At 42.8% G+C, this 24,463-nt stretch carries 15 protein-coding genes; 14 read left to right on the forward strand and 1 reads right to left on the reverse strand.

Annotated features, from left to right (window positions below; genetic code table 11):
- The first annotated feature begins 39 nt into the window (after positions 1-39).
- From BLP33_RS17625 to BLP33_RS17670, 10 genes are all read left to right on the forward strand, one after another.
- A complete protein-coding gene (locus BLP33_RS17625; RefSeq protein ID WP_090532037.1) occupies positions 40-591 on the forward strand; it encodes an acyl-CoA thioesterase in 552 nt (183 codons plus the stop codon).
- Between the two features lie 50 nt (positions 592-641).
- Positions 642-842 (forward strand): YqaE/Pmp3 family membrane protein, encoded by a 201-nt coding sequence (locus BLP33_RS17630; RefSeq protein WP_090531506.1) that lies wholly within the window; start codon positions 642-644, stop codon positions 840-842.
- 118 nt (positions 843-960) lie between these two features.
- Positions 961-2,307: a sigma-54-dependent transcriptional regulator gene (locus BLP33_RS17635; protein WP_090531509.1), complete on the forward strand. Its 1,347-nt coding sequence runs from the start codon at positions 961-963 to the stop codon at positions 2,305-2,307.
- A 499-nt stretch (positions 2,308-2,806) separates the two neighbouring features.
- Positions 2,807-2,884, forward strand: a complete 78-nt coding sequence (kdpF, locus tag BLP33_RS27885; protein ID WP_083879072.1) for a K(+)-transporting ATPase subunit F — start codon at positions 2,807-2,809, stop codon at positions 2,882-2,884.
- Positions 2,885-2,893: 9 nt separating this feature from the next.
- On the forward strand, positions 2,894-4,609 hold the full coding sequence (kdpA, locus tag BLP33_RS17645) for a potassium-transporting ATPase subunit KdpA (RefSeq protein ID WP_090531511.1): 1,716 nt from the start codon (positions 2,894-2,896) through the stop codon (positions 4,607-4,609).
- A 2-nt stretch (positions 4,610-4,611) separates the two neighbouring features.
- Positions 4,612-6,642, forward strand: a complete 2,031-nt coding sequence (gene kdpB / locus BLP33_RS17650) for a potassium-transporting ATPase subunit KdpB (protein ID WP_090531513.1) — start codon at positions 4,612-4,614, stop codon at positions 6,640-6,642.
- A 111-nt stretch (positions 6,643-6,753) separates the two neighbouring features.
- The gene (locus BLP33_RS17655; RefSeq protein ID WP_090531515.1) at positions 6,754-7,320 is read left to right on the forward strand and encodes a K(+)-transporting ATPase subunit C; all 567 of its coding nucleotides are present in this window, start codon (positions 6,754-6,756) and stop codon (positions 7,318-7,320) included.
- Between the two features lie 128 nt (positions 7,321-7,448).
- On the forward strand, positions 7,449-8,495 hold the full coding sequence (locus tag BLP33_RS17660) for an outer membrane beta-barrel protein (RefSeq protein ID WP_090531517.1): 1,047 nt from the start codon (positions 7,449-7,451) through the stop codon (positions 8,493-8,495).
- 125 nt (positions 8,496-8,620) lie between these two features.
- Positions 8,621-9,751, forward strand: a complete 1,131-nt coding sequence (locus BLP33_RS17665; protein ID WP_090531519.1) for a histidine kinase — start codon at positions 8,621-8,623, stop codon at positions 9,749-9,751.
- A gap of 2 nt (positions 9,752-9,753) precedes the next feature.
- Positions 9,754-11,475, forward strand: coding sequence for a HAMP domain-containing sensor histidine kinase (locus tag BLP33_RS17670; protein WP_090531521.1), 1,722 nt, complete (start codon positions 9,754-9,756; stop codon positions 11,473-11,475).
- 22 nt (positions 11,476-11,497) lie between these two features.
- On the opposite strand, the gene BLP33_RS17675 is transcribed toward BLP33_RS17670, so the two are convergent.
- Positions 11,498-12,259, reverse strand: a complete 762-nt coding sequence (locus BLP33_RS17675) for an NUDIX hydrolase (protein ID WP_090531523.1) — start codon at positions 12,257-12,259, stop codon at positions 11,498-11,500.
- 189 nt (positions 12,260-12,448) lie between these two features.
- Here BLP33_RS17675 and bglX point away from each other — a divergent pair, with 189 nt between their 5' ends.
- The 4 genes from bglX (at position 12,449) to BLP33_RS17700 (ending at position 24,455) form a co-directional block, all read left to right on the forward strand.
- Positions 12,449-14,755, forward strand: coding sequence for a beta-glucosidase BglX (gene bglX, locus BLP33_RS17680; RefSeq protein ID WP_090531525.1), 2,307 nt, complete (start codon positions 12,449-12,451; stop codon positions 14,753-14,755).
- Positions 14,756-15,692: 937 nt separating this feature from the next.
- Positions 15,693-18,965, forward strand: coding sequence for a SusC/RagA family TonB-linked outer membrane protein (locus BLP33_RS17690; protein ID WP_090531529.1), 3,273 nt, complete (start codon positions 15,693-15,695; stop codon positions 18,963-18,965).
- 28 nt (positions 18,966-18,993) lie between these two features.
- Positions 18,994-20,763, forward strand: a complete 1,770-nt coding sequence (locus BLP33_RS17695) for a RagB/SusD family nutrient uptake outer membrane protein (protein WP_090531531.1) — start codon at positions 18,994-18,996, stop codon at positions 20,761-20,763.
- A gap of 77 nt (positions 20,764-20,840) precedes the next feature.
- Complete coding sequence (locus tag BLP33_RS17700; RefSeq protein WP_090531533.1) at positions 20,841-24,455, forward strand: VCBS repeat-containing protein; 3,615 nt, start codon at positions 20,841-20,843, stop codon at positions 24,453-24,455.
- The last annotated feature ends 8 nt before the right edge of the window (positions 24,456-24,463 follow it).

The following is a 24,463-nucleotide window of genomic DNA, read 5'->3' on the forward strand; positions in this document are numbered from 1 at the left end:
GAGGTTTTTTCCTATCTTTGCCCTAAAAGCAGATTGAATATGACCGGAAAATCGCCGCAGGAATCATACACCATCATGAACGAACTGGTATTGCCCAATGATACCAACACTTTAAACAACCTGATGGGTGGTCGCCTGTTGCATTGGATGGATATTGCCGCTGCTATTTCGGCACAAAAGCACTGTAATAGAATAGTGGTGACCGCGTCGGTAGATAACGTATCGTTCCAGTCGCCGATAAAGCTGGGTGATGTGATCAGCATTGAAGCAAAGGTTACCCGCGCGTTCACTACTTCGGTTGAGGTAAGGATGGATGTATGGGCGCAAAACATTCCATCCGGTACTAAAGTAAAAAGTAATGAGGCCTATTATACCTTTGTTGCTTTGGATAAAGATGGCCAAAAGACAACCGTGCCCGAGTTGGTACCTGAAACGGATAAAGAGCGCGCATTGTATGAGGGTGCGCTTCGCCGCCGCCAATTGAGGTTAATATTAGGCGGAAAAATGAACCCAAATGATGCTACTGAATTGAAAGCGCTTTTTTTTGGCGACCAGTTGCCACCTAATCTTGGTGAAGAAATAAAGCAGTAACAAATTTCCCGGCGCATTGTCTAAATGGTTTAAACATTAAAACTACTGCCATGCGATATTTTCTATGCTTTTTACTGCCACCGCTTGCCATCCTCACCACCGGCAGGATAGGTGCATTTATATTGAATATATTTTTAACACTTTTCTTCTGGATTCCGGGCGTGATCCATTCCATCCTGGTAACCAGCGATTATTATGAAGCAAAACGTCACCGGCAACTGATGCGGGCGACAAGGCGTTACCGTTGGTAACCTTGATTCGCTTGATTATAGGATTCCCTGATGTTTTGATTGAGGTTGTTTAGGACTATTCTATCAAGAAATCGTCAAATCCTAAAAATCATGGTTCAAAATTATCATATTTGCCACGATGCAGAAAGGTAAGCTATTAATAATTGACGACGAGGAACGCCTCCGCAACCTGCTTGCGCGTATTTTACAGCTGGAAGGCCATGAGGTAATTACTGCGGCTACAGCCAAAGAGGGGCTTAAAAAACTCCAACTCGAAAGCATACAGGTGGTATTAAGCGATGTTAAGCTGCCTGATATTGATGGTATTACCCTTTCTGAAACCATCAAAAAAAACTACCCAAATACCGAGATCATTGTTTTGACCGCATACGGCACTATTAATGATGGTGTAAAAGCCATAAAAGCCGGTGCATTTGATTATATCACCAAAGGGGATGATAACGAAAAGATCATCCCGCTGGTAAGCAAGGCCATGGATAAAGCCCTGCTGCAACAAAAAGTTGCAGAACTGGAAAGCAAGCTGAATGATAAGTTTGGTTTTGACAGGCTCATCGGTAAATCAACTGCTATCAGTGATGTGATCAAGCTGGCCCAAAAGGTGGCACTTACCGATACTACTGTGTTATTACTGGGTGAAACCGGTACCGGAAAGGAAATTTTTGCCGAAGCTATTCATCAGGCCAGCAACCGCAGCGCAAAATCATTTGTGGCGGTAAATTGCAGCGCATTCACTAAGGAATTATTGGAAAGCGAACTGTTCGGTCATAAAGCTGGTTCATTCACGGGAGCAGTTAAAGATAAAAAAGGACTTTTTGAAGAGGCCAACGGCGGCACTATATTTTTAGATGAAATAGGTGAGCTCGATCACGATCTGCAGGCTAAGCTACTTCGTGTGCTTGAATCGCAGCAATTCATTAAAATTGGCGATACTAAACCCACCCAGGTTAACGTACGGATTCTGGCAGCTACCAACCGTAATTTGCTCAACGAAATCAATGACGGTCATTTCCGGTCGGATTTATATTACCGCCTTTCAGTATTCCAGATCACGCTGCCGGCCCTGCGTGAGCGCAAAAAGGATATCAAACTGCTGGCCGAATACTTTATGCAGCATTTTGCCCTTAAAGTAAAAAAACAGGTAAATACGCTAAGCGATGAGTTTATAGAAAAATTGGAAGCATATCCATGGCCCGGTAACATCCGCGAGTTGAAGAATATTGTAGAACGTGCGGTGATCCTGACCGATAGCAATGTGCTTGATGAGAGCCTGCTACCTTATGAAGTTCAGCAGCAACAGGTGAAAAGCGGTGCACCTATTTCGGCATTTGATCTTTCCTCTGTAGAGAAATTACATATTCAGAGGGTGCTTAACCACACTCATGGCAACCGTGCCGAAGCTGCGCATCTGCTAAATATTGGCGTAGCTACGCTGTATAGAAAGCTGAAGGAATATAATTTGGAGTGATTTCGGAATTCGGAATTTCGATTTCGGATTTATTGAATTGGAGAATTTATCCGTGCGCTGACGCCCGGCTCCAGCCGGGTGTCGACTATCAAGCGGCCTCTGGCCGCCGTACATAGGCCGGAGGCCTGGAAATACTTGCCACTCTCGAGCCGCGAGCGGCGGCGAAAGATGGACACTCGAGATCATGCCCATCTGCCACAGGTTACGTTATCGCTACTTCCTGCAGCTAAGACCTTCTTCAATCCCACTTTGATAATCAGCTATCAAAATGATAGCCCAATTCTCCTTAAATAAATAAAATAATGTTGCTATTGTTGTATAAATAATTAGTAATCATCTATTTATACAGATTTTAATTTTCTTGGCATCCGCTTGGCAAAGCCCTTTGCAAAACACATAAAAATGGATGCTTTACTCACAATCGCTTACCTGGCCACATTTGTAGTGGTATTCTGGGTCTTTTTTAAATCTGTAACGTACTTCGAAAAAATCTAAAATCATGGCAGCATTATTCATCGTAGCAATAGCCGTGTTCATTTACATGGTATACGTACTTCTTAAACCCGAAAAATTTTAAAATTAAACTATGAACACTGAACTAACGGGTGTAATTTTCACCTACCTGCTCACCTTAGCCATCGCCATTCCCCTTGGCCGCTACATAGCTAAGGTATTTAAGGGCGAAAAAACCTGGCTCGATTTTCTCGCCCCGCTTGATCGCTTTATTTTCCGTTTCAGCGGTATCGACACCAAACGCGAAATGAACTGGAAACAGCACCTGCTGGCACTGCTTACCATCAACAGCGTTTGGCTGGTATATGCCTTTGTGTGTTTAATGGCACAAGGTCATTTGCCGCTTAACCCCGATGCTAACCCAGGGCAGTCGCCTGATACAGCTTTCAATACTGCCATCAGCTTTTTGGTAAACTGTAACCTGCAGCATTACTCTGGCGAAAGCGGTGCTACTTACTTTACACAGCACTTTGTATTTATGTTCCTACACTTTGTATCGGCTGCTACAGGTATTGCTGCGCTGGTGGTTGTTTTCAGGGCCATGAAAGATAAGGTTACCGATAAGCTGGGCAACTTTTGGGAGTATTTTGTAAAATCAATCACCCGTATATTATTGCCTATCTCGTTTGTAATAGCCGTGATCTTCGCTTTTAACGGCATGACTACCAGCTATGCAGGTAAAGATACTTTCATCAGTATGCAGGGCGACACTGTTCACGTATCCCGCGGACCGGTTGCACCTCTGGTTGCTATTAAGCACTTAGGTACCAACGGCGGCGGCTGGTTTGGCGCAAACTCCGCCCACCCTATCGAGAACCCTAACTATTTAACCAATACTGTCGAGCTGGTAGCACAGGTTGCTATCCCGATCGCGTTGGTGTTTGCATTGGGTTTTTATCTCAATAAAAAGAAATTCGCTTATGTGATCTTCGGCGTAATGACGCTGGGTATGCTCATGCTGTTGATCCCGACTATGAATGCCGAACTGAACGGAAACCCTGCCATCGCAAAAATGGGTATCAGCCAGCCAACCGGTGCTATGGAAGGTAAGGAAGTAAGATTTGGTCCGGCTAACTCGGCTTACTGGAGCATCGTGACTACTATTATCTCTACAGGTTCGGTAAACTCCATGCATGACAGTGCTATGCCGGTATCAGGTACTATGATGCTGCTGGGTATGATGGTTAATTGTTTTTATGGTGGCTGCGGCGTTGGTATCCTCAACTTCTACATATTTATCATAGTAGCAGTATTTATTTCAGGACTGATGGTTGGCCGTACGCCTGAGTTTTTAGGCCGTAAGATAGAGGCGAGGGAGATGAAAATAGCTTCGCTGATCGCTTTGCTTCACCCGTTCATTATCCTTGTAGGCTTGGCCATATCATCATATTATGTGGTTAACGTAGCCGGTGCCGATTGGGCTGTTAAACCTTCGGCCTGGTTAAATAACCCCGGTACACATGGTTTCTCCGAAATGTTGTACGAGTATACTTCAGCCGCAGCCAACAACGGTTCGGGTTTTGAAGGTTTGGGCGATGGTAATATCTTTTGGAACTATACCACCGGCATCGTGATGATATTGGGCAGGTTCCTGCCAATAATTGGTCCGCTGGCTATTGCCGGATTGTTGGCTAACAAAAAATATATACCTGAATCGGCCGGTACATTGAAGAGTGATACTTCAACCTTTGGGTTGATGATCTTCGCGGTGATCGTGATCATTGCAGCGTTGTCATTTTTCCCTTCACTGGCTTTAGGCCCAATTGCTGAACATTTTTCATTAAAATAATCATGAACTCAACTCAAAATACATTGTTTCAGGGCGATCAGATGAGGGATGCTTTTAAACAATCCTTTATCAAGTTAAACCCTCGTGTGCTGTTCCGCAACCCGGTAATGTTTACTGTGGAGATCGGTACAGTTGTAATGCTCATTGTGAGCATATTTTCGCTGACCAATAAAGGCCAGGGTAGCTTTGCCTACAACTTTACGGTATTCATTATATTATTGTTAACTGTGCTGTTTGCCAACTTTGCCGAGGCCATTGCGGAAGCACGTGGTAAAGCCCAGGCCGAAAGTCTCCGCAAAACCCGCGAAGAGACACCTGCCCGCTTACTGGTTAACGGTAAGGAAGAAAAAGTGATGTCGTCACAACTAAAAAAAGGTGATGTTTTCATTTGCGAAACAGGGGATAATATCCCTACCGACGGTGAAATTATTGAAGGTATCGCTACCATTGATGAATCGGCTATTACAGGTGAATCCGCCCCGGTGATCCGCGAGGCCGGTGGTGATAAATCATCTGTTACGGGTGGTACCAAAGTATTATCCGACAGGATAAAAGTATTGGTAACCACCCAGCCGGGCGAAAGCTTTTTGGATAAGATGATCGCTTTGGTTGAAGGTGCTTCCCGCCAGAAAACCCCTAACGAAATTGCTTTAACTATTTTATTAGCTGGTTTTACGCTGATCTTCGTTATCGTGTGCGTAACCCTGAAGCCATTCGGTGATTACTCTAACACGCCCATCACTATAGCCGCTTTTATATCGTTGTTTGTTTGTTTGATCCCTACCACTATCGGTGGCCTTTTATCGGCCATCGGTATTGCCGGGATGGACAGGGCTTTACGCGCCAACGTGATCACCAAAAGTGGTAAAGCTGTTGAAACAGCAGGCGACTTAGACACTTTATTACTGGACAAAACTGGTACCATAACCATTGGTAACCGTAAAGCAACGAGCTTTTACCCAACCGGAGGTGTAAATGAGCAGGACTTCGTAACGGCTTGTGTACTAAGCTCGCTGGCCGACGAGACTCCCGAAGGTAAGTCGATTGTAGAGCTGGCCGAGCAAGGTCCGCACAAACTAAAAATCCACGCTCCAGCCGATTCAGTGTTTATCAAATTCACTGCCGAAACCCGTTCAAGCGGTTTAGATACCCCCGATGGTTTACGCATCCGCAAAGGTGCTTTTGACTCCATCCGTAATATTGCTTTAAAAGCTGGTAACCCGTTTCCAACAGATGTAGAGGAGAATGTTAAAAAGATCTCATCAAACGGTGGTACGCCATTGGTTGTATCACAAAATGAAAAGATCATGGGTGTGATTGAGTTGCAGGATATCATTAAAACCGGTATTGCCGAACGCTTTGAACGCCTGCGTAAAATGGGTGTTAAAACGGTGATGGTAACCGGCGATAACCCACTTACCGCCAAGTTTATTGCCGAGAAAGCCGGTGTGGATGATTTTATTGCCGAGGCCAAGCCCGAAGATAAAATGAACTACATTAAGAAAGAACAGCAAGGCGGTAAACTTGTAGCCATGATGGGCGACGGTACAAACGATGCCCCCGCACTTGCCCAGGCCGATGTTGGCGTAGCCATGAACAGCGGTACTCAAGCTGCCAAAGAAGCCGGTAACATGGTGGATCTGGATAACGACCCAACCAAGCTGATCGAGATTGTGGAAATAGGTAAACAGTTGCTGATGACACGTGGTACGCTCACAACTTTCAGTATAGCAAACGACGTAGCTAAATATTTCGCCATTGTTCCGGCTTTATTCATGGTATCAATGCCCGCCTTAAAAGCGCTGAACATTATGGACCTGCACAGTCCGCAATCGGCGATACTTTCGGCGGTGATATTCAATGCTATTATTATTCCGTTGCTGATACCATTGGCTTTGCGTGGCGTTGAGTATAAACCGATAGGCGCAAGTGCGTTGTTACGCCGTAACCTGCTCATTTATGGCTTAGGCGGTATTATTATACCTTTTATAGGCATTAAATTAATTGATTTAGCTGTTTCATTATTCATATAAAAACTAAATGAGCCGGGGACGTGAGGTATGGTTTTAGGGCGACAGATAAGCTTTAACTACCATCCGTCACAAACCCCACGTTCCCAAACTCATCTTTAAAAATTAAATAAAATGAAAACATATTTGTTGCCATCCATCAAGCTTACCCTAATACTGATAGTATTAACAGCAGGCATCTATCCTTTAGCTATAGCCGGTATAGGTAAATTTACCCCGGGTAAAGGCGATGGTGAAACCATTACATACAAAGGCCGTGTAGTTGGCTACGCCAACATTGGTCAAAAGTTTACTAAAGACGAGTATTTCTGGGGTCGTCCGTCATCAGTTGATTATAATGCTGCCGGTTCAGGAGGCTCAAACAAAGGCCCGTCAAATCCTGATTACCTGAAACAGGTTGAAGGCAGGATTGAGGATTTCCTGAAACATAACCCTGACGTAACACGCTCACAAATTCCTGCCGAACTGGTTACAGCGTCAGGCAGCGGTTTGGACCCTGATCTTTCACCAGCCGGAGCAAAAGTACAGGTTGCCCGTGTAGCTAAAGTTCGCGGTTTATCAGTTGATGCCGTAAACAAACTGGTTGATGAGCATACTGAGCAGCCTTTGTTAGGTTTGTTTGGTCCTGCTAAAGTGAATGTATTAAAGCTGAATGTAGCTTTGGATGGATTGAAGAAGTAAAAACCAGGCTGCCGCGGTTTTAGCGCAGCTCAAATCCTCGCCGGGGTTAGCAATAATTAGCAACGGCGAGGATACAAACACAATTTGGGTTACCAATAAGGAACCCGGAAATTTTAATACCTACTTAAATGAAATTTTTCCTGCTATTGATATTTTCGATGTTAACCTGTGCTTTTATAGTTAAGGCTCAGGATACGGTCAAAACCACATCCGATGCGCCTTTGGTGGTTTATGGCTCGGTTGATACCTATTTTAAGTATGATTTCGCGAACAGGGGATCGCAGATCCCGACGAGTTTTGCAACGGATCACAATTCAATTTCTATCGGGATGATAGATCTGGGTTTAAAGAAAAAGGTTGGCAGGGCCGCTTTTGTAGGCGAGTTATCATTTGGTCCGAGAGGACAAAGCCAGTCGATACCAAACGGATCTGATGGCGATTCGTATCATATTCAAAACTTGTATGTGGCTTATGATGTAACAGATAAATTTGTACTTACTGCTGGATATATGGCTACCTTTATAGGTTATGAAGTTGTGAGCCCGGTTGGCAATTTTAACTACTCAACCTCTTATCTGTTTACCAATGGCCCGTTTCAAAACGCGGGTTTTAAAGCCGCATATTCGTTTTCGGATAAAGTGAACGTGATGGCCGGTGTGTTTAATGATAATTGGAATTATTACCGGTCGTCAAATCAAGTAAACAGTTTTGGCGCTCAGCTGATATTAAACCCGGTTAAGGGCTGGACCGCCTATTTAAACCTAATTACCGGAGGGATTGTAGGCACCGAGTTTGATTTAACAACTGCCTATCAAATAACAAACGCGTTTAAGCTTGGCCTGAACGCGGCCGACTTTTCGGCAAACAAAGGTGTTACCGGCGGTTTTTCGGGCGTAGCTTTGTATCCGCAACTGGCAGTTTCAAAATATGTTACACTTGGTTTAAGGGGCGAATATTTTAAGCATAAAACAGGTACTTATACCGCAATTGCAGGGCCGGTAAATGGTAAATCGGTTACAGCGGCAACGCTTACTGCTAACGTTAAAGCAGGCCCGTTAACATTAATACCCGAGGTGAGATTGGATCACGGATCGGTAGAGCAGTTTAAAGCACGCAATGGTGATCTGACAAAGTCTGCATCACAGTTTGTGCTGGCAGCCGTTTATGGGTTTTAGCAGCAATTAAATGCTTAACTATTACAGCAAATCCAGGCATCGTGACTAAAGCATGTGCAAAGTGAGCGGAAAGCCTGACCGGCATGGAACACCATAAAAACTAAAGGAAGATTCAAAGGCGACTTATGAATGAGGACACTAAAGAGCAATCTGTAGAGCATTTCCTGGAGCTGATCAAAAAATCGCGCCGCGGAAAGTTCAAGGTATATATAGGCATGAGTGCCGGTGTAGGCAAAACCTACCGGATGCTGCAGGAGGCCCAAACCCTGCTGCGCAATGGTATCGACGTGAAAATTGGCTACATCGAAACCCATAACCGTAAAGAAACCCATGCCTTGCTGGAAGGTTTGCCTGTAATACCCCGCCGTAAACTGTTTTACAAGGGGAAGGAGCTGGAGGAGATGGACCTGAAAGCTGTAATAAGCCTGCGCCCCGAGGTGGTTATAGTTGACGAGCTTGCCCACACCAACATTGAGGGCAGCAACAATGAAAAACGATGGCAGGATGTACTGGAGATCCTGAATGCAGGCATTAACGTGATCAGTGCGGTGAACATTCAGCACATGGAAAGCCTTAATGAGGAAGTGGAACGGATAACCGGTGCAACCATCCACGAGCGTGTACCCGATAAGGTTCTGCAACTGGCCGACGAGGTGGTAAACATCGACCTTACCGCCGATGAGTTGATTGAACGACTTAAAGAAGGCAAAATTTATGATGAGAAAAAGATCCCGACAGCGCTAAGTAACTTTTTCCAGGCGGAGCGGATCTTGCAGCTGCGGGAGCTGGCCTTGCGTGAGGTGGCCCACCAGGTGGAGCGGAAAATTGATATTGAGGTGCCCAAAACAATTAAGCTAAGGCCCGAGCTGTTTTTGGCTTGTATCAGTACTAATGATGAGTCGGCCAAGGTTATTATCCGTAAAACGGCGCGGTTATCGTCATACTATCGCTCCAAATGGTATTTGTTGTATGTGCAAACATCGCGGGAGAGCAGTGATAAGATTAACTTAGCCGCGCAAAGGCACCTTATTAACAACATGAAGCTGGCCACGCAACTGGGGGGCGAAGTGTTGAAGGTAAAAGACGATAATGTAGCTCGCACCATTTGGGAAACGGCCGAAAAATATGACATCACCACGATTTGCATTGGCAAGCCGCGGTTTAAATTTTACCAGCTTATCATGAAAACAGCGGTGTTTACACAGCTACTAAATAAAATGTCGAAAACTGATATTGACCTTGTAATACTTTCATAGCCATGACAATAAAAAATAAACTCCGGGCAGGGATAGGTTTCCTGTTTGTACTGGCAATAATTTGCTGCGGAATGTCGATATATTTCCTAAATCGGTTATCTGCCGATGCAGGTGCTATATTAAAGGATAATTATAAAACAGTAAAGTATATGCAAAATATACTTACCGCTATTGATTCGCGCACCGACAAACTATCGGCAGACCAACAAAAAACGATAAATGACAATTTGGTATTGCAGGAACATAATATTACCGAGGTTGGCGAGCTGCAGCTTACTGATTCTTTGCGTGCTATTTTTGAACGTTTAACGCAGGAACCTGATAATAAAATAACCGAAGACGACTTACGCAATCGCCTGCACAGGCAAGTATATGGGATAATGAAGCTCAACATGGATGCCATCGCGCGAAAGAATGAGATAGCTAACACAACTTCAAAACGAGGGTCGTTGCTGGTGGCATTTTTAGGCGCGTTTTTGTTTTTGGTGGCATTCAGTTTCGCGGTTAATTTCCCGGGATACATCGCCAACCCAATTAAGGAGCTTACGGTCCGTATTAAAGAGGTATCAAACAAAAACTACCATCAGCAGATTCATTTTGAGTCGGACGATGAGTTTGGCGAACTGGGCCAGGCTTTCAATAACATGACCCGCAAGCTTGATGAGTTTGAAAACAGTAACCTGGCCAGTATCCTGTTTGAGAAAAAGCGGATTGAAACTATTATCAATTCCATGCATGATGCCATTATTGGTCTTGACGAAAAAGGTGTTATCATTTTTGCCAACCAGGTGGCCTGCAACCTGATCGGCATGAAGCCAGATCAGCTCAACGGTAAATACGCGCCAGATATTGCCATCGAAAATGACCTGATGCGCAAGCTGCTTGTTAATGACCAGGCAAAGCTTCGGATCTTTGCTGATGAGCGCGAAGGTTTTTATTCGCGCGAATCATTATCGGTAAGCAGCAGGGATAAAGTGATAGGCAAAGTGATTATCCTAAAAAATATTACCGAGTATCAACAGTTGGATGAGGCAAAAACTAATTTCATCGCTACCATATCGCACGAGTTAAAAACCCCTATCTCATCCATAAAAATGAGCCTGAAATTATTGGAAGATGAACGTATAGGCGAAGTAAATGCCGAGCAGCGCCAGCTGATAGGTAATATAGAAGACGATACCCGCCGCCTGTTGCTCATCACCGGCGAGCTGCTGGATATGGCACAGGTTGAAACAGGTAAATTACAACTTAACTTCGGCAGTACGCATCCTCAAAATATTGTGGATTATGCCGTAAAAGCCATTAAGTTTATAGCCGATCAAAAGCATGTAGAAATTAAGGTGAAATGCGATCAAAGCCTCCCCAAAGTACATGCCGATTTGGATAAAACAACCTGGGTGCTCATCAACCTGCTTTCGAATGCTATAAAATATAGCCACGAAAAATCGACAGTTGAACTGGTAGTTAAAAAACATAAGAACGATGAGATAGAGTTTTCGGTAACTGATCATGGCAAGGGAATAGAACAGCAATATCTGCCCCGTTTGTTTGAGCGCTATTTTAAGGTGCCTAATGCTACATCCGAGCAAAGCGGAACGGGTTTAGGCCTTGCCATCGCCAAGGATTTTATTGAGGCGCAAGCAGGTAAAATTAGCGTGGATAGTGAAATAGGTTCGGGCAGTACATTTTATTTTACATTAAAACGGGCGATAGCCGCGGCGTGAGCCATAACCCTTTTATCGGCAATTACCAACCGCCTTTAAACCCTTCGGTTAAGGCGTGTTGGTAATTTTCTATATCGAACGAATACAGGTACGGCGCCTTATGCGCACCGCCTTTACGTGGCTCTTCAGACCGGTTAAGGATGCCAAAAGCTAAGATCCGGCGTTGAAAGTTACGCCTGTCCAACTTTTTACCTAAAATGGCTTCATACAATTTTTGCAGCTCGGGCATGGTAAATTCTCTCGGCATCAGGTTGTAACCTATGGGTTGATAGTTAAGCTGCAGGCGCAAGGCATCCAAAGCGCTTTTATAAATATTTTCGTGGTCGAGCTGCATCTCGGGCATGTCATCCAGGTCGCGCCAGGCACAAAGCTCCGAAAACTGATCGGGGTGGGGTATAACGCCAAAAAAGTCGACCAGCGCGTAATAGCCAATAGATATAAACCGGCCAGAAAACCAGTTTTGTTCTTTTGGCAGCATATCGGCATACATATCGTTATGGACCTTTGAACGGTCGGGATCACCAAATACACGAAACTGCTGTAAAAATATTTTATCTAAACCGGTACGTTCCTGTAGTATCCTTACAGCGGCATTGTCTATCGGTTCTTCCTTAAGTACAAAACCGCCGGGCAAATACCACTTCTCTTCGTCATGGGTTTTTAATAGCAGCACTTTCATTTGCCCCTCATGAAATCCAAATACAACACAATCAATAGAAATGTGGTTTACGTAATTTTTGCGGGCATCCTCGCTGTACTCAATAAGTTGCTGTTTACTTAACATTTGTGCTATTGTACAAATAAAGTTTGATTTTTTAATTATAATATTTACAATTGTGTACTTAATACACTATGATAAATGCCGTAGCATCCTGTTTCTAAAATTGTCAAAAATATTTAAAGGCGCAATGAAATGCTCTGATTATTAGTCATATTTGTTAACCAATTATTTACTACCCACATAAATTAAAAAATGAAAAAGTATTTTTCAAGTCGGCTTGTTATAGCCATTACGCCACTTTGCTTGGCGTTGATGCCTTATAATAAGGTATTGGCCCAAAGCAAAACCGAAGATGCAAAAATGAATGCCTATGTTAAAGGCCTGATGAGTAAAATGACACTCGATGAAAAAATTGGGCAGTTAAACCTGGTAACCATCGGAGCGGCAACAACAGGATCGGTAGTAAATAAAGGGGTTGAAGAAAATATAAAAAATGGATCAATTGGTGGAGTGTTTGGTGTTTGGGGTACAGCACAAACCCGCCAGATCCAGGATATAGCCGTTAAAAACTCAAGACTGCATATTCCGCTTATTTTTGGTTTGGATGTAATCCATGGCCACCGCACTATTTTTCCTATTCCGCTGGGCATGTCGGCAACGTGGGATATGGGTTTGATCAAACAATCGGCACAAATCGCAGCTAAAGAAGCAACCGGAGAAGGTTTGAACTGGGTGTTTTCGCCAATGGTTGATATTGCCCGCGACCCGCGCTGGGGCCGTATTTCAGAAGGCTCGGGTGAAGACCCATGGTATGGCTCACAAGTGGCAAAAGCTATGGTGCAGGGTTACCAGGGCAGCAGTATGAAAGATGCTGATGCCGTGATGGCCTGCGTTAAGCACTTTGCACTTTACGGTGGCGCAGAAGCCGGCCGTGAGTATAATACAGTTGATATGAGCCGCATTAAAATGTACCAGGATTACCTGCCGCCATATAAAGCAGCAGTTGATGCGGGTGCAGGCAGTTTCATGAGCTCATTTAATACGGTTGATGGTGTGCCTGCAACAGTTAACCAGTGGTTGTTAACCGACTTGTTAAGGAAACAATGGGGCTTTAAAGGTTTTGTGGTATCTGATTATACTGCTGTAAACGAAGTGACAGATCATGGCCTTGGCGATTTGCAAACAGTATCTGCCCTTGCCCTTAAAGCCGGCTTGGATATGGATATGGTAGGAGAGGGGTTCTTGAAAACGTTGAAAAAGTCACTTACACAAAAGAAAATCACCCAGCAGGAAATTGACCAGGCCTGCCAGCGTGTATTGGAAGCTAAGTACAAATTAGGTTTGTTTGATAACCCTTACAAATCGATGGATGCCGGTAAAGAGGCTAAAGAAGAGCTATCAGTTGCGAACCGCGCAGCTGCAAGAGAGATTACTAAACATTCCTTCGTATTATTAAAAAATGATAATCAAACGCTTCCGCTTAAAAAAGGCGGTAGCATCGCATTGGTAGGCCCATTGGCCGATAATCACCGCGATATGCTGGGTACATGGGTTATTGCCGGCGAGTGGCAAAAATCGGTGAGCGTAATGGAAGGTATTAAAAATGTTGTGGGTAACAATGTTGCCATTAACTATGCTAAAGGTGCTAATGTAACTGAAGATAGTTTGTTTATTAAAAGGCTGAACTTTGGTCCCGGAATGGTTTCTTTAGATGCTAAGCCGGCTGACGAATTATTGAAAGAAGCGGTTGACGCTGCTAAAAAATCGGATGTGATTGTGGCTGTTGTTGGTGAATCCCAAAGCATGTCGGGCGAATCGTCAAGCCGCTCGGATATCGATATTCCCGAAAGCCAGAAAAACATGCTGAAGGAACTTTCAAAACTGGGCAAACCGATGGTGATTGTGCTGTTTAACGGTCGTCCGCTTACCTTAACCTGGGAAGATAAGCATGCTAACGCGATACTTGACGTTTGGGCGCCCGGCACCGAGGCCGGTAACGCCATCGCCGATGTATTATTTGGCGACTATAACCCGGCCGGTAAATTAACTGCTACATTTCCGCGCAGCGTAGGGCAAATACCTATTTATTACAACCACAAAAACACGGGCAGGCCATACAAAGGCGGTCCTTCAAAATTCAGGTCAAATTACCTTGATATTTCAAACGATCCGCTTTATCCGTTTGGGTATGGTTTGAGCTATACTACTTTTAGCTATAGCGCGGTTAGCGTAAGCAAAACCAAATTAAAAGGTAATGAAACCTTAACGGCTACTGTTACAGTAACCAATACGGGTAAATATGCGGGGGAAGAAGTGGTACAGTTATATATAAGCGATCCTGTAGCAAGTATCAGCCGCTCGGTAAAAGAGCTTAAGGGTTATCAAAAAATAAGCCTTAAGCCGGGTGGGTCAAAACAGGTAAGCTTTACTATTACTCCGGAGCTATTGAAGTTTTATAACACGCAGCTTAAGTATGACTGGGAACCAGGCGAATTTGTAGTTGAAATAGGAACCAACTCGGCCGATACGCATAATACATCGGTTTGGTGGGCTAAATAGTGCCATTTAAAGTGTAATACATTTTTAGCACTTTGTTAAAAATAGTAAAGGTATTTTTTGATGCACGAAAATATCTGAACGGCACCGGTAAGTAAAGTTTACCGGTGCCGTTTTGTTTTGGAAAAAGTGTATAAAATGTTGTATAATGGCGTGAAATCGATTGTAATAAATGTAACCTGAACATTTATTGTTTGAAAAGTACTGCTTGGGTAAATGTATATTTAACATTTATTATTGTATAATTAATAATAAATGTTGACCTGACAGTATTTGCAAAGTATAATGATATTTTAACACTTTGGTAAATTATGGCAGGGAGGGCCCGCACATTAAACTAAGGGCAAAATATTTAAGATAACAGCTCGGTTGCGTTAATATTTATTGTTTCAACAACTTTTTTGCACTGGTTACAGAATAATAGCAACACTTTTACAATACGATATTTTTAAAAAAGTAGGCCATGTGTTAGCAATGTATTAATGAAATATTCTCAATTTGTAATTTTAGTGGATAAATCGACCTATAAATAATTAATTTGTAAATCTACCTATTTTACTTGTGTATACAGTACACACTAATTACATTAGTTCCATAGCCAATATAAATTTCTGTTTTGGCAGAAATCGTTCAAAATCTAATATTATTATAACATTTTAACTTTAATGTTGCTTCGGTTGCGGTAGCATAAAAAAGGTGACTACACGGATAAAAAGTTTAAAAAAAATTATACGAGAGAAGTTCATATGATAAAACTTTTACATTTTTTACTTTCCAACACTTCATCTTCCATTAATCTGTTTAACAGAGCTTATCTCACAATCGCTCAGTTCAAACAGGCTACCCGCAAGTGTGCAATTTTCTATTTTAAAACTTAGCAATACCAATTATCGACTTAAAAGCTTAAATCAAATATATTAATCAACTAAATCTCAATCTCATGTTTAAAAGTTTACTCCTAAAAGGAAGATACTTGGGTTTGCTGCTATGCTGCCTGGTATCTTCATTGGTAGTTACAGCACAAACAAAGTACAAAGGTAAAGTTATCGGCTCCGACGATAAATTACCTGTTGTTGGCGCTTCTATACGCGTCAAAGGTACAAGTACAGGTACTGTAACTGATGTTAATGGTGAATTCACCTTAACCCTAAGCCCGGGCAATACACTGGTAGTATCTTACATCGGTTATCAAACTACCGAAGTCAAGGTAGGTACCGATGTAAACCTTCGGGTTACGCTACAATCAGGCAGCAGCACGCTTAATGAGGTGGTTGTTACTGGTTACGGTTCACAACGTAAAAAGGACATTACAGGTTCGGTAGCGGTTGTTAACGTGGCGAGTTTAAAAACTGTGCCTTCTGGTAACACAACCTCTTTACTTCAGGGCCAGGCAGCCGGTGTAACAGTTACCAATTCCGGTAACCCGGGTGGGGGAACATCTGTTAATATTCGTGGTATCAGTTCTATTTACAGCACAGCCCCGCTGGTAATTATTGACGGTACACAAGGTAACCTTGATAACGTTAACCCTAACGATATCGAATCAATCCAGGTATTAAAAGATGCCGGTGCTGCGTCGGTTTATGGCGTACGTGGTTCAAACGGTGTAGTTGTAGTAACTACTAAAAAAGGTAAATCTGGTGTTGCCACTATAACTTATGATGGCATGTATGGTACCCAAAGGCCGCTTGCGGATGGTTTTAAACTTGCGGGCACTCAAACTTATATGCAAGCGGTGTATGAATCATTTAAAAATTCAAATGCGCTTACTACAAATACCCAGTTTGATCCAAAGAACACTAAAACCTGGACAATACCTGATTTCATACAGCCTGCAGGTGCGCATGTAGGTGATCCTGGTACTACCGCTGACTGGTACAACCTGAACACACTTACCGGGAAACCGTTGAACCCCGACCGTTTGGGTCCGAACGGCATAGATAAGCTGGATGTAAATAATATTACCAGGGCAAATAAAGTAGGTACAGATTGGTTTCATGAAGTGTTTAAACCTGCACCTATACAAAGCCATAACATTACTGCAAGCGGTGGTAGCGAAAAATCGACTTATTTGTTCTCGATAGGTTACTATAATCAACAGGGTACGCTTATTGATACTTACATTAAGCGTTATTCATCAAGAATTAATACCAATTTTAATGTTGGAAAAAATATTCGTGTAGGTGAAAACGCATACATCTTCTACAAAAGAAATCCCAATGTAAGCAACAACCAAAATGAAGGCAACGGCATATCATATATTTATCGCGAACCACCTATAATTCCGGTTTACGATATCATGGGCAACTATGCGGGTACACGGCCTGGGTCTTTGGGTAACTCAAGCAATCCGGTTGCCCGTCAGGAACGTACAAAAAACGACAGGAACAACAACTGGGATATTACCGGTAACGTATTTGCTGAGGTTGACTTCCTGAAACATTTCACTGTGCGCACCCAGTTTGGTGGAACGGTAGATAACTACTACTACTACTACTTTACCCCAACCGCGTATGAAAACTCTGAAGGTAATACCACCAACAATTCGTTCACTGAGGTTGCAGGCTATAACAGCTCATACACATGGACCAATCAATTAAGCTACAACCAGCAATTTGGCAAACACAGTATTAAAGCTTTCGTTGCAACTGAGGCTATTACAAATTATGGCCGTGGTATAAGAGCTGGTAATACTACCTATGCGCTAAGCTATGATCCTAACTACGTAACTGTAGAAAATGGTGATGGTACACCAACAAACGCTGTCGACCAGCTTTACAACAACACATTATATTCACAATTCGGTCAGGTTAACTATAACTATGATGAAAAATATTATATCAGTGGTATTATTCGTCATGATGGTTCATCGTTCTTTGCTCCTGGCCATCAATATGGTACGTTTGGTTCAATAACTGGTGCATGGCGTATTTCTAAAGAAAACTTCCTGAAAAACGTAAGCTGGCTGAATGACTTAAAAATCAGGGGAGGTTACGGAACCCTGGGTTCGTTATCGGGTGTTAATCAGCGCCAAAGTAATGCTTATAGTTTATACGCAAAATCAAATGGTAATGCTAACTACGATATAACAGGTACAGGCAACTCAACCTTAACCGGTTTATATAAATCTCAAATTGGTAATGAATCAACAACCTGGGAAACTGATAAGGTGACCAACGTTGGTTTTGATGCAACTTTTATCAATAACAAGTTTACCCTTTCTGTGGAGTTGTATAAAAAAGATATATCTGGCTTACTATTCCCTTCATCATTGTTCGCACCGCAAGGTGGCGCATCTGCACCTTATGTAAACGGTGGTAACATCAGTAACAAAGGTATTGATATTGACTTCGGTTACCACGGTACGGCGGGTAACGGATTGAGATATGACATAGGATTAAATTTTAGCCATTACAAAAATAAAATGGTTGCTTTGGGCGGTGGCCTGAAATATAAAGACTACAACAGCTCAGGCTCAACCCGTTTGCAAAATTTTGTTAGGTTGCAGCCAGGCCAACCTGTAGGTGAGTTTTTTGGTTATCAGGTATCGGGCTTATTTCAAAACCAAGCCGAAGTTGATGCTGCGCCAGCCCAGCCTGGTAAAGCACCTGGTGCATTCAGATATGTGGATGTAGACCATAATGGCACCATTGATGATAAGGACAGGACGTTTATAGGCAATCCTAACCCTAAATTTACCGGTGGTTTAACCTTAGGAGCAAGCTACAAAGGTTTCGACTTTAATGCGTTCTTCTACGGTACTTATGGTAATAAAGTAGTTAATTATATTAAATACTGGACTTATTTCCCTCAGGTGTTTAACGGCAACGTAAGCGCCGACATTTTAGGTCCTAATGTTTGGCGCGAAGGTGCTGATAACAGCCATGCAACTGTACCTCAGTTAAGCAGAAATGCCAACTTAAGTACTTCGAGCGTATTCAACTCATTTTATGTTGAAAATGGATCTTACTTAAGACTTAAATCATTGACATTAGGCTATACTATTCCTCAATCAAAAATTAAAAGTTTAGGTGTCAGCAGAATAAGGGTATATTTATTAGCCAATAACTTATTTACCATAACAAAATACAAAGGTTTAGATCCCGAGCTTCAAAATTCAAACTTACAGGATAACACCAGCTTCGGAATTGATTTCGGTAACTATCCTGCAAATCAGAAAATTTATAACGTTGGTGTAAACGCAACATTCTAATACTAATAGTTATATTATCATAAAAGTTATGAAAAAATTAAACATAAAAGTAATTATACCATTAGCCGTATTGTTAGTGTGTATGGTTTACGCCTGCCAGAAGGATATTTTGAACAGGCCTATACAACGGTCGTTAAGCCCGAGTATCGTAGCTAATAAAACAGGTGTTGAGAGTTTGCTTATAGGCACTTATTCATTGCTTGATGGTGTAGGCGGTCGCGGCGGCGGTATTAACGCGGCCGGTTCTAACTGGTTATTTGGCAGCGTGGCTGCCGGAGATGCCTATAAAGGCTCTGAACCATCAGACGGCGGTAACGACGCGTTGCCGGTGGGTAATTTTACATTAGCAACCTCAAATCCGTATATCACTTCAAAGTATACATTATGCTTTGATGGTGTGGCCCGTGCAAATGACGTTTTGCGTACGCTTGCCCTTGCGAAAGATATAGGCGCTGATGATGTTAAAAGGATAACTGGTGAAGCTAAATTTTTAAGAGCGTATTATTATATGGAGCTTAAAAAAATGTATAACATGATTCCTTATGTTGACGAAACTGCCACCAATTACAACTTGCCTAACGACAAGGATATATGGCCAAATATTGAAGCTGATTTGCAAGCCGGTATTGACAATATTCCTGTTACCCAGGCACAAAAAGGCCGCGCTAATAAATGGGTTGCCGTTGCATATTTGGCAAAAGCAAAAATGTTTCAGCATAAATTTTTAGAAGCCAAGAAGCTGTTTGATGACTTAATACCAAACGGGATAAAAGGTGACGGTAGCAAGTTTGCGTTAAACGTGAACTTTCAAAGGAACTTTAGTCCGCAGGCTGCCCAAAAAAATAGCCCCGAATCAGTTTTTGCAGCACAGGCTTCGGTAAATGATAACTCGGGTGGTAACAATGGTAATACCGGTGATGAGCTTAACTTTCCCTATACCGGAGGCCCTGGCGCTTGCTGCGGCTGGTTTAATCCATCTCAATCACTGGCTAACTCATTTAAAACGGATGCCAGTGGTTTGCCGTTGTTTACTACTTTTAATGATGGTCAATTAGTTAGTGGAAAGACTAATCCATATACCGGTACTGTGGATCCTCGTATTGATATCACCATGGGCCGCCCAAATATTCCGTATCTTGATTGGGGTAATCCTCCGGCTGCCTGGATCCGTGACCCTACAGACGGTGTATTTAACCCGCGTAAAAACGTTTACTCGTCTGCCGAAAAAGGTACCAATTCAAGTACCGAAAACTATTGGGCAGCTAACGAGGTTACTTCAAATAACGTAAACCTGATGCGTTGGAGTGATGTACTTTTAATGGCTGCTGAAGCCGAAGTTGAAGTTGGGGATGTTAATAAAGCTTTGGATTATGTGAACCTAGTCCGTAACCGTGCTGCCGGCAGTTCATGGTGGGTTTACAAAAACTCTGCTTATGATCCCTCAAAATCTGAGTATACAGTTAAAACTACTCCGGCTGATAATTATCTGATCAAACCTTACCCTGCCGGTGTGTTTGCTGATAAAAATTATGCGCGTACAGCCATACATTTTGAGCGTAAGCTTGAACTGGCGATGGAAGGTCAGCGTTTCTTTGACTTACAACGCTGGGATCAGGGTACTGGAAGCATGGCAAATGAGATCAACGCCTTCTTTGCATATGATATCAATATCAACCTACAGCTAAAAGGCGCTCATTTCACCAAAGGCAGAAACGAATACTATCCAATTCCGCAAAGTGAAATTGATTTGTCTGCATCAACCGGACAAGGTGTATTGAAACAAAACCCTGGTTATTAATTAACCATTGATTTTAAATATTTAACTTTAGGTGGAGATAGTTATCTCCACCTTTTTTTATAGTTTACTAACCAATAATGAAGTATACCCTTCCCTTTATATGCCTGGTTGCCGTTTTATTTAGTGCCTGTAAAAAAGCTACACTTTTTGAACAGGTACCTTCTTCGCACTCGGGTATCACCTTCAATAATAAAATCGTTGAAAATGACACCATAAACCCGCTTACCAAACTTAACCTGTATAATGGCGGTGGCGTGGGCATAGGCGATTTTAATAATGATGGCCTGCAGGATATCTACTTTGTAGCCAATACTACATCAAATAAGCTATACCTTAACAAGGGCGATATGAAATTTGATGACGTTACCGACGTAGCCGGTGTAAAGGGGAGTGGCGGCTGGGGCAGGGGAGTGGCTGTTGTTGATATCAACAACGACGGCCTTATGGATATATATGTGTGCTATACTTTGCTTGATGATTCGGTTAAGCGCACTAATCTGCTTTATGTAAACCAGGGAATAAGTAACGACGGCGTACCGCGCTTTAAAGAAATGGCTAAAGCGTATGGCCTCAATGTAAAACTTCACTCAACCATGGCGTCGTTTTTTGATTATGATAACGATGGCGACCTGGATATGTACCTCACCGTTAATGAGGCTGTAGCCGGAGATAATCAAAGTACTTTCAGGCCGATAATAACTAATGGAAGTCACCGGAGTACCGGGCAGCTTTACCGCTGCGACTGGGATCCGGCGTTAAAACACCCGGTTTATACCAACGTATCCAAACGGGCAGGCATTGGGACCGAAGGCTATGGACATGCTGCCACCATTGTAGATATTAACCGAGATGGCTGGAAAGACATTTACGTAACCAACGATTTTTTAACCGATAACATTTTATACATCAATAACGGCGACGGCACTTTTAGAGATAAAGTGAAGGAGTATTTTAAGCACACCGCCTTCAGCTCCATGGGGCAGGATATTGAGGATGTAAACAACGATGGTCTTGCCGATGTTTTTGAGGTTGACATGAACCCCGAGGATAACTACCGTAAAAAGATGTTCATGCCGCCTAATAATTACCAGATATTTCAAAATTTCGACAGGTATCAATATCAATATCAATACACCCGTAATACTTTACAATTAAACAACGGCCCGCGAATTGGCGGTAATGATTCTATTGGCGACCCCTCATTTAGCGATGTGGCTTTTTTAAGTGGTGTTGGACAAACAGACTGGAGCTGGGGACCCATGATAACCGATTTTGATAATGACGGGTATCGCGATATTGTAATAACCAATGGCTATCCGCGCGATGTAACCGATCATGATTTTATAACTTTCAGGCAAATGGCCTATTCGGTAGCGTCAACCCAACAGGTGCTTGACCAAATCCCGATTGTGAAAATACCCAACTATGCTTTCCGCAATACCAATGGTGTGCAGTTTGAAGATGTAACCCAAAGCTGGGGGCTTGATGCTCCCTCGTTTTCAAACGGATGTGCCTATGCCGATCTGGATAATGACGGCGCAATGGATATGGTGATCAACAATATTAATGATGAAGCCATGGTGTACAGAAACACCTCCCGTAATAAAGCAACAAACAGTAGTAACTACTTACATATACAGTTTCACGGCGGTACTAAAAACCTGAACGGTCTTGGTGCTTTTGCCGATATTTATTACGATCACGGCAAACATCAATATTATGAAAATACACCTTACCGTGGTTATTTATCAACCATACAGGATATCGCCCACTTTGGCCTGGGTAACATATCTCAACTCGATTCGGTAGTGATCCGCTGGGATAACGGTAAAAAACAGGTGCTTACCCATGTTAAAACGAATCAAACACTCCAGGTTAAAATTGGCGATGCGAAGCTTAATTATACCAATAAACAGCCCTCTGTTGATAACACTGCGTTGTTTAAAGATGTCACTCAATCGGCAGGAATAACCTATAAACATAATGATCAGGATTATATCGATTTTAATGTTCAGAAACTGCTTCCGCATAAACTGTCGGAATATACGCCGGCCGTAGCGGTTGGCGATGTAGATGGTAACGGCATTGATGATATGGTGGTAGGCGGCACTACAAAATATCCGGCTCAGTTATTATTGCAGCAAGCCAGCGGAAAATTTATTCAGCGCGATTTAGTGCCTCAACCTAAAACTATCATCCCGGTTGGAAATCCCAACGATATGGCACATATGATATCGCCTGTAAGAGTGAAAGACGAAGGTATGTTGCTTTTTGATGCCGACGGCGATGGCGACCTTGATCTGTACGTTGCCAGCGGCGGTTATGAAAGCGAGCCTGGTTCATCAAATTACCAGGACAGGCTTTATGTTAACGATGGTAAAGGCAACTTCAAACTGCAACCCGATGCCCTGCCTAAAAACTTTACCAGCAAACTGTGTGTAAAAGCAGCAGATATAAACCGCGACGGCAAAATGGATCTGTTTATCTCCGGCCGTGTGGATCCCTGGAACTATCCTAAGCCGGTTTCAAGTTTTATTTTGCGTAACGATAGCAAGAACGGCGTTATCAAATTTACCGACGTATCCGCATCAGCGGCAAAAGAATTGAATAATATAGGTTTGGTTTGCGATGCCACATTTACCGATTTTAATAATGACGGGTGGCCCGACCTGATTCTTACCGGCGAATGGATGCCGATCACATTCCTTAAAAACGATCATGGCATATACAAAAATGTAACGCAAAGCACCGGCGTTGAAAATAAGCTTGGTTGGTGGAATACAATTGCCTCCGGCGATTTTGACCACGACGGAGATACTGATTACATTATAGGCAATACCGGCCTCAATACTTTTTATAAAGCAACCGATCAATACCCGATTTATATTACTGCTAAGGATTTTGATAAGAATGGCAGCTACGATGCGTTCCCCTCTGTTTTCCTGAAAGATCAGCAGGGCCAATTGCAGGAATTTCCGGCTTTCGGGCGCGACGATATTGTGAAGCAAATGATCAGCATGCGTATCAGATTCCAGAATTATAGGTCATTTGCAACAGCGACAATGGATTCGGTGATAACCCCAAAAATGCGTGAGGGGGCATTGCGTTTAAAAGTGAACTACCTGCAATCGGTATACTTACGCAATGACGGGGGAGGGAAGTTTACGGCTATTCCACTCCCGGTTGAAGCGCAAATGTCTGAACTATGCGGCATTACTGTTGATGATTTTGATGGAGATGGCAACCTTGATGTTGCACTGAACGGCAATGACTACGGCACTGAAGTTGCAACTGGCCGTTATGATGCTTTTAATGGTTTATTGCTAAAGGGAGATGGCAAAGGTGGCTTTAAACCGCTCAGCATTATGCAAAGCGGTATTTATATTCCTGGCAATGGCAAGGCCCTGGTGAAGCTTAAAGGAGCCCGTGGTAACTACCTGTTGGCAGCTACTCAAAATCGTGACAGTATGAAATTGTTTGAACTGAAACGGCCAGTTAAAACCTATAATCTGCAGCCGCTTGATGCATTTGCAACCATAAAATACAAAAATGGTAAAACTGCTAAACAGGAGTTTTATAATGGTAATTCTTTCTTGTCGCAATCGGGCAGATTCATTAATATTGATGATAACATGGCATCGATAACTGTAACCGATAGTTATGGCCATCAACGTAATGTACCAATTAAATAAACTATTAT

The sequence above is a fragment of the Mucilaginibacter sp. NFR10 genome (assembly GCF_900100445.1).
Classification (GTDB): Bacteria; Bacteroidota; Bacteroidia; order Sphingobacteriales; family Sphingobacteriaceae; genus Mucilaginibacter; species Mucilaginibacter rubeus.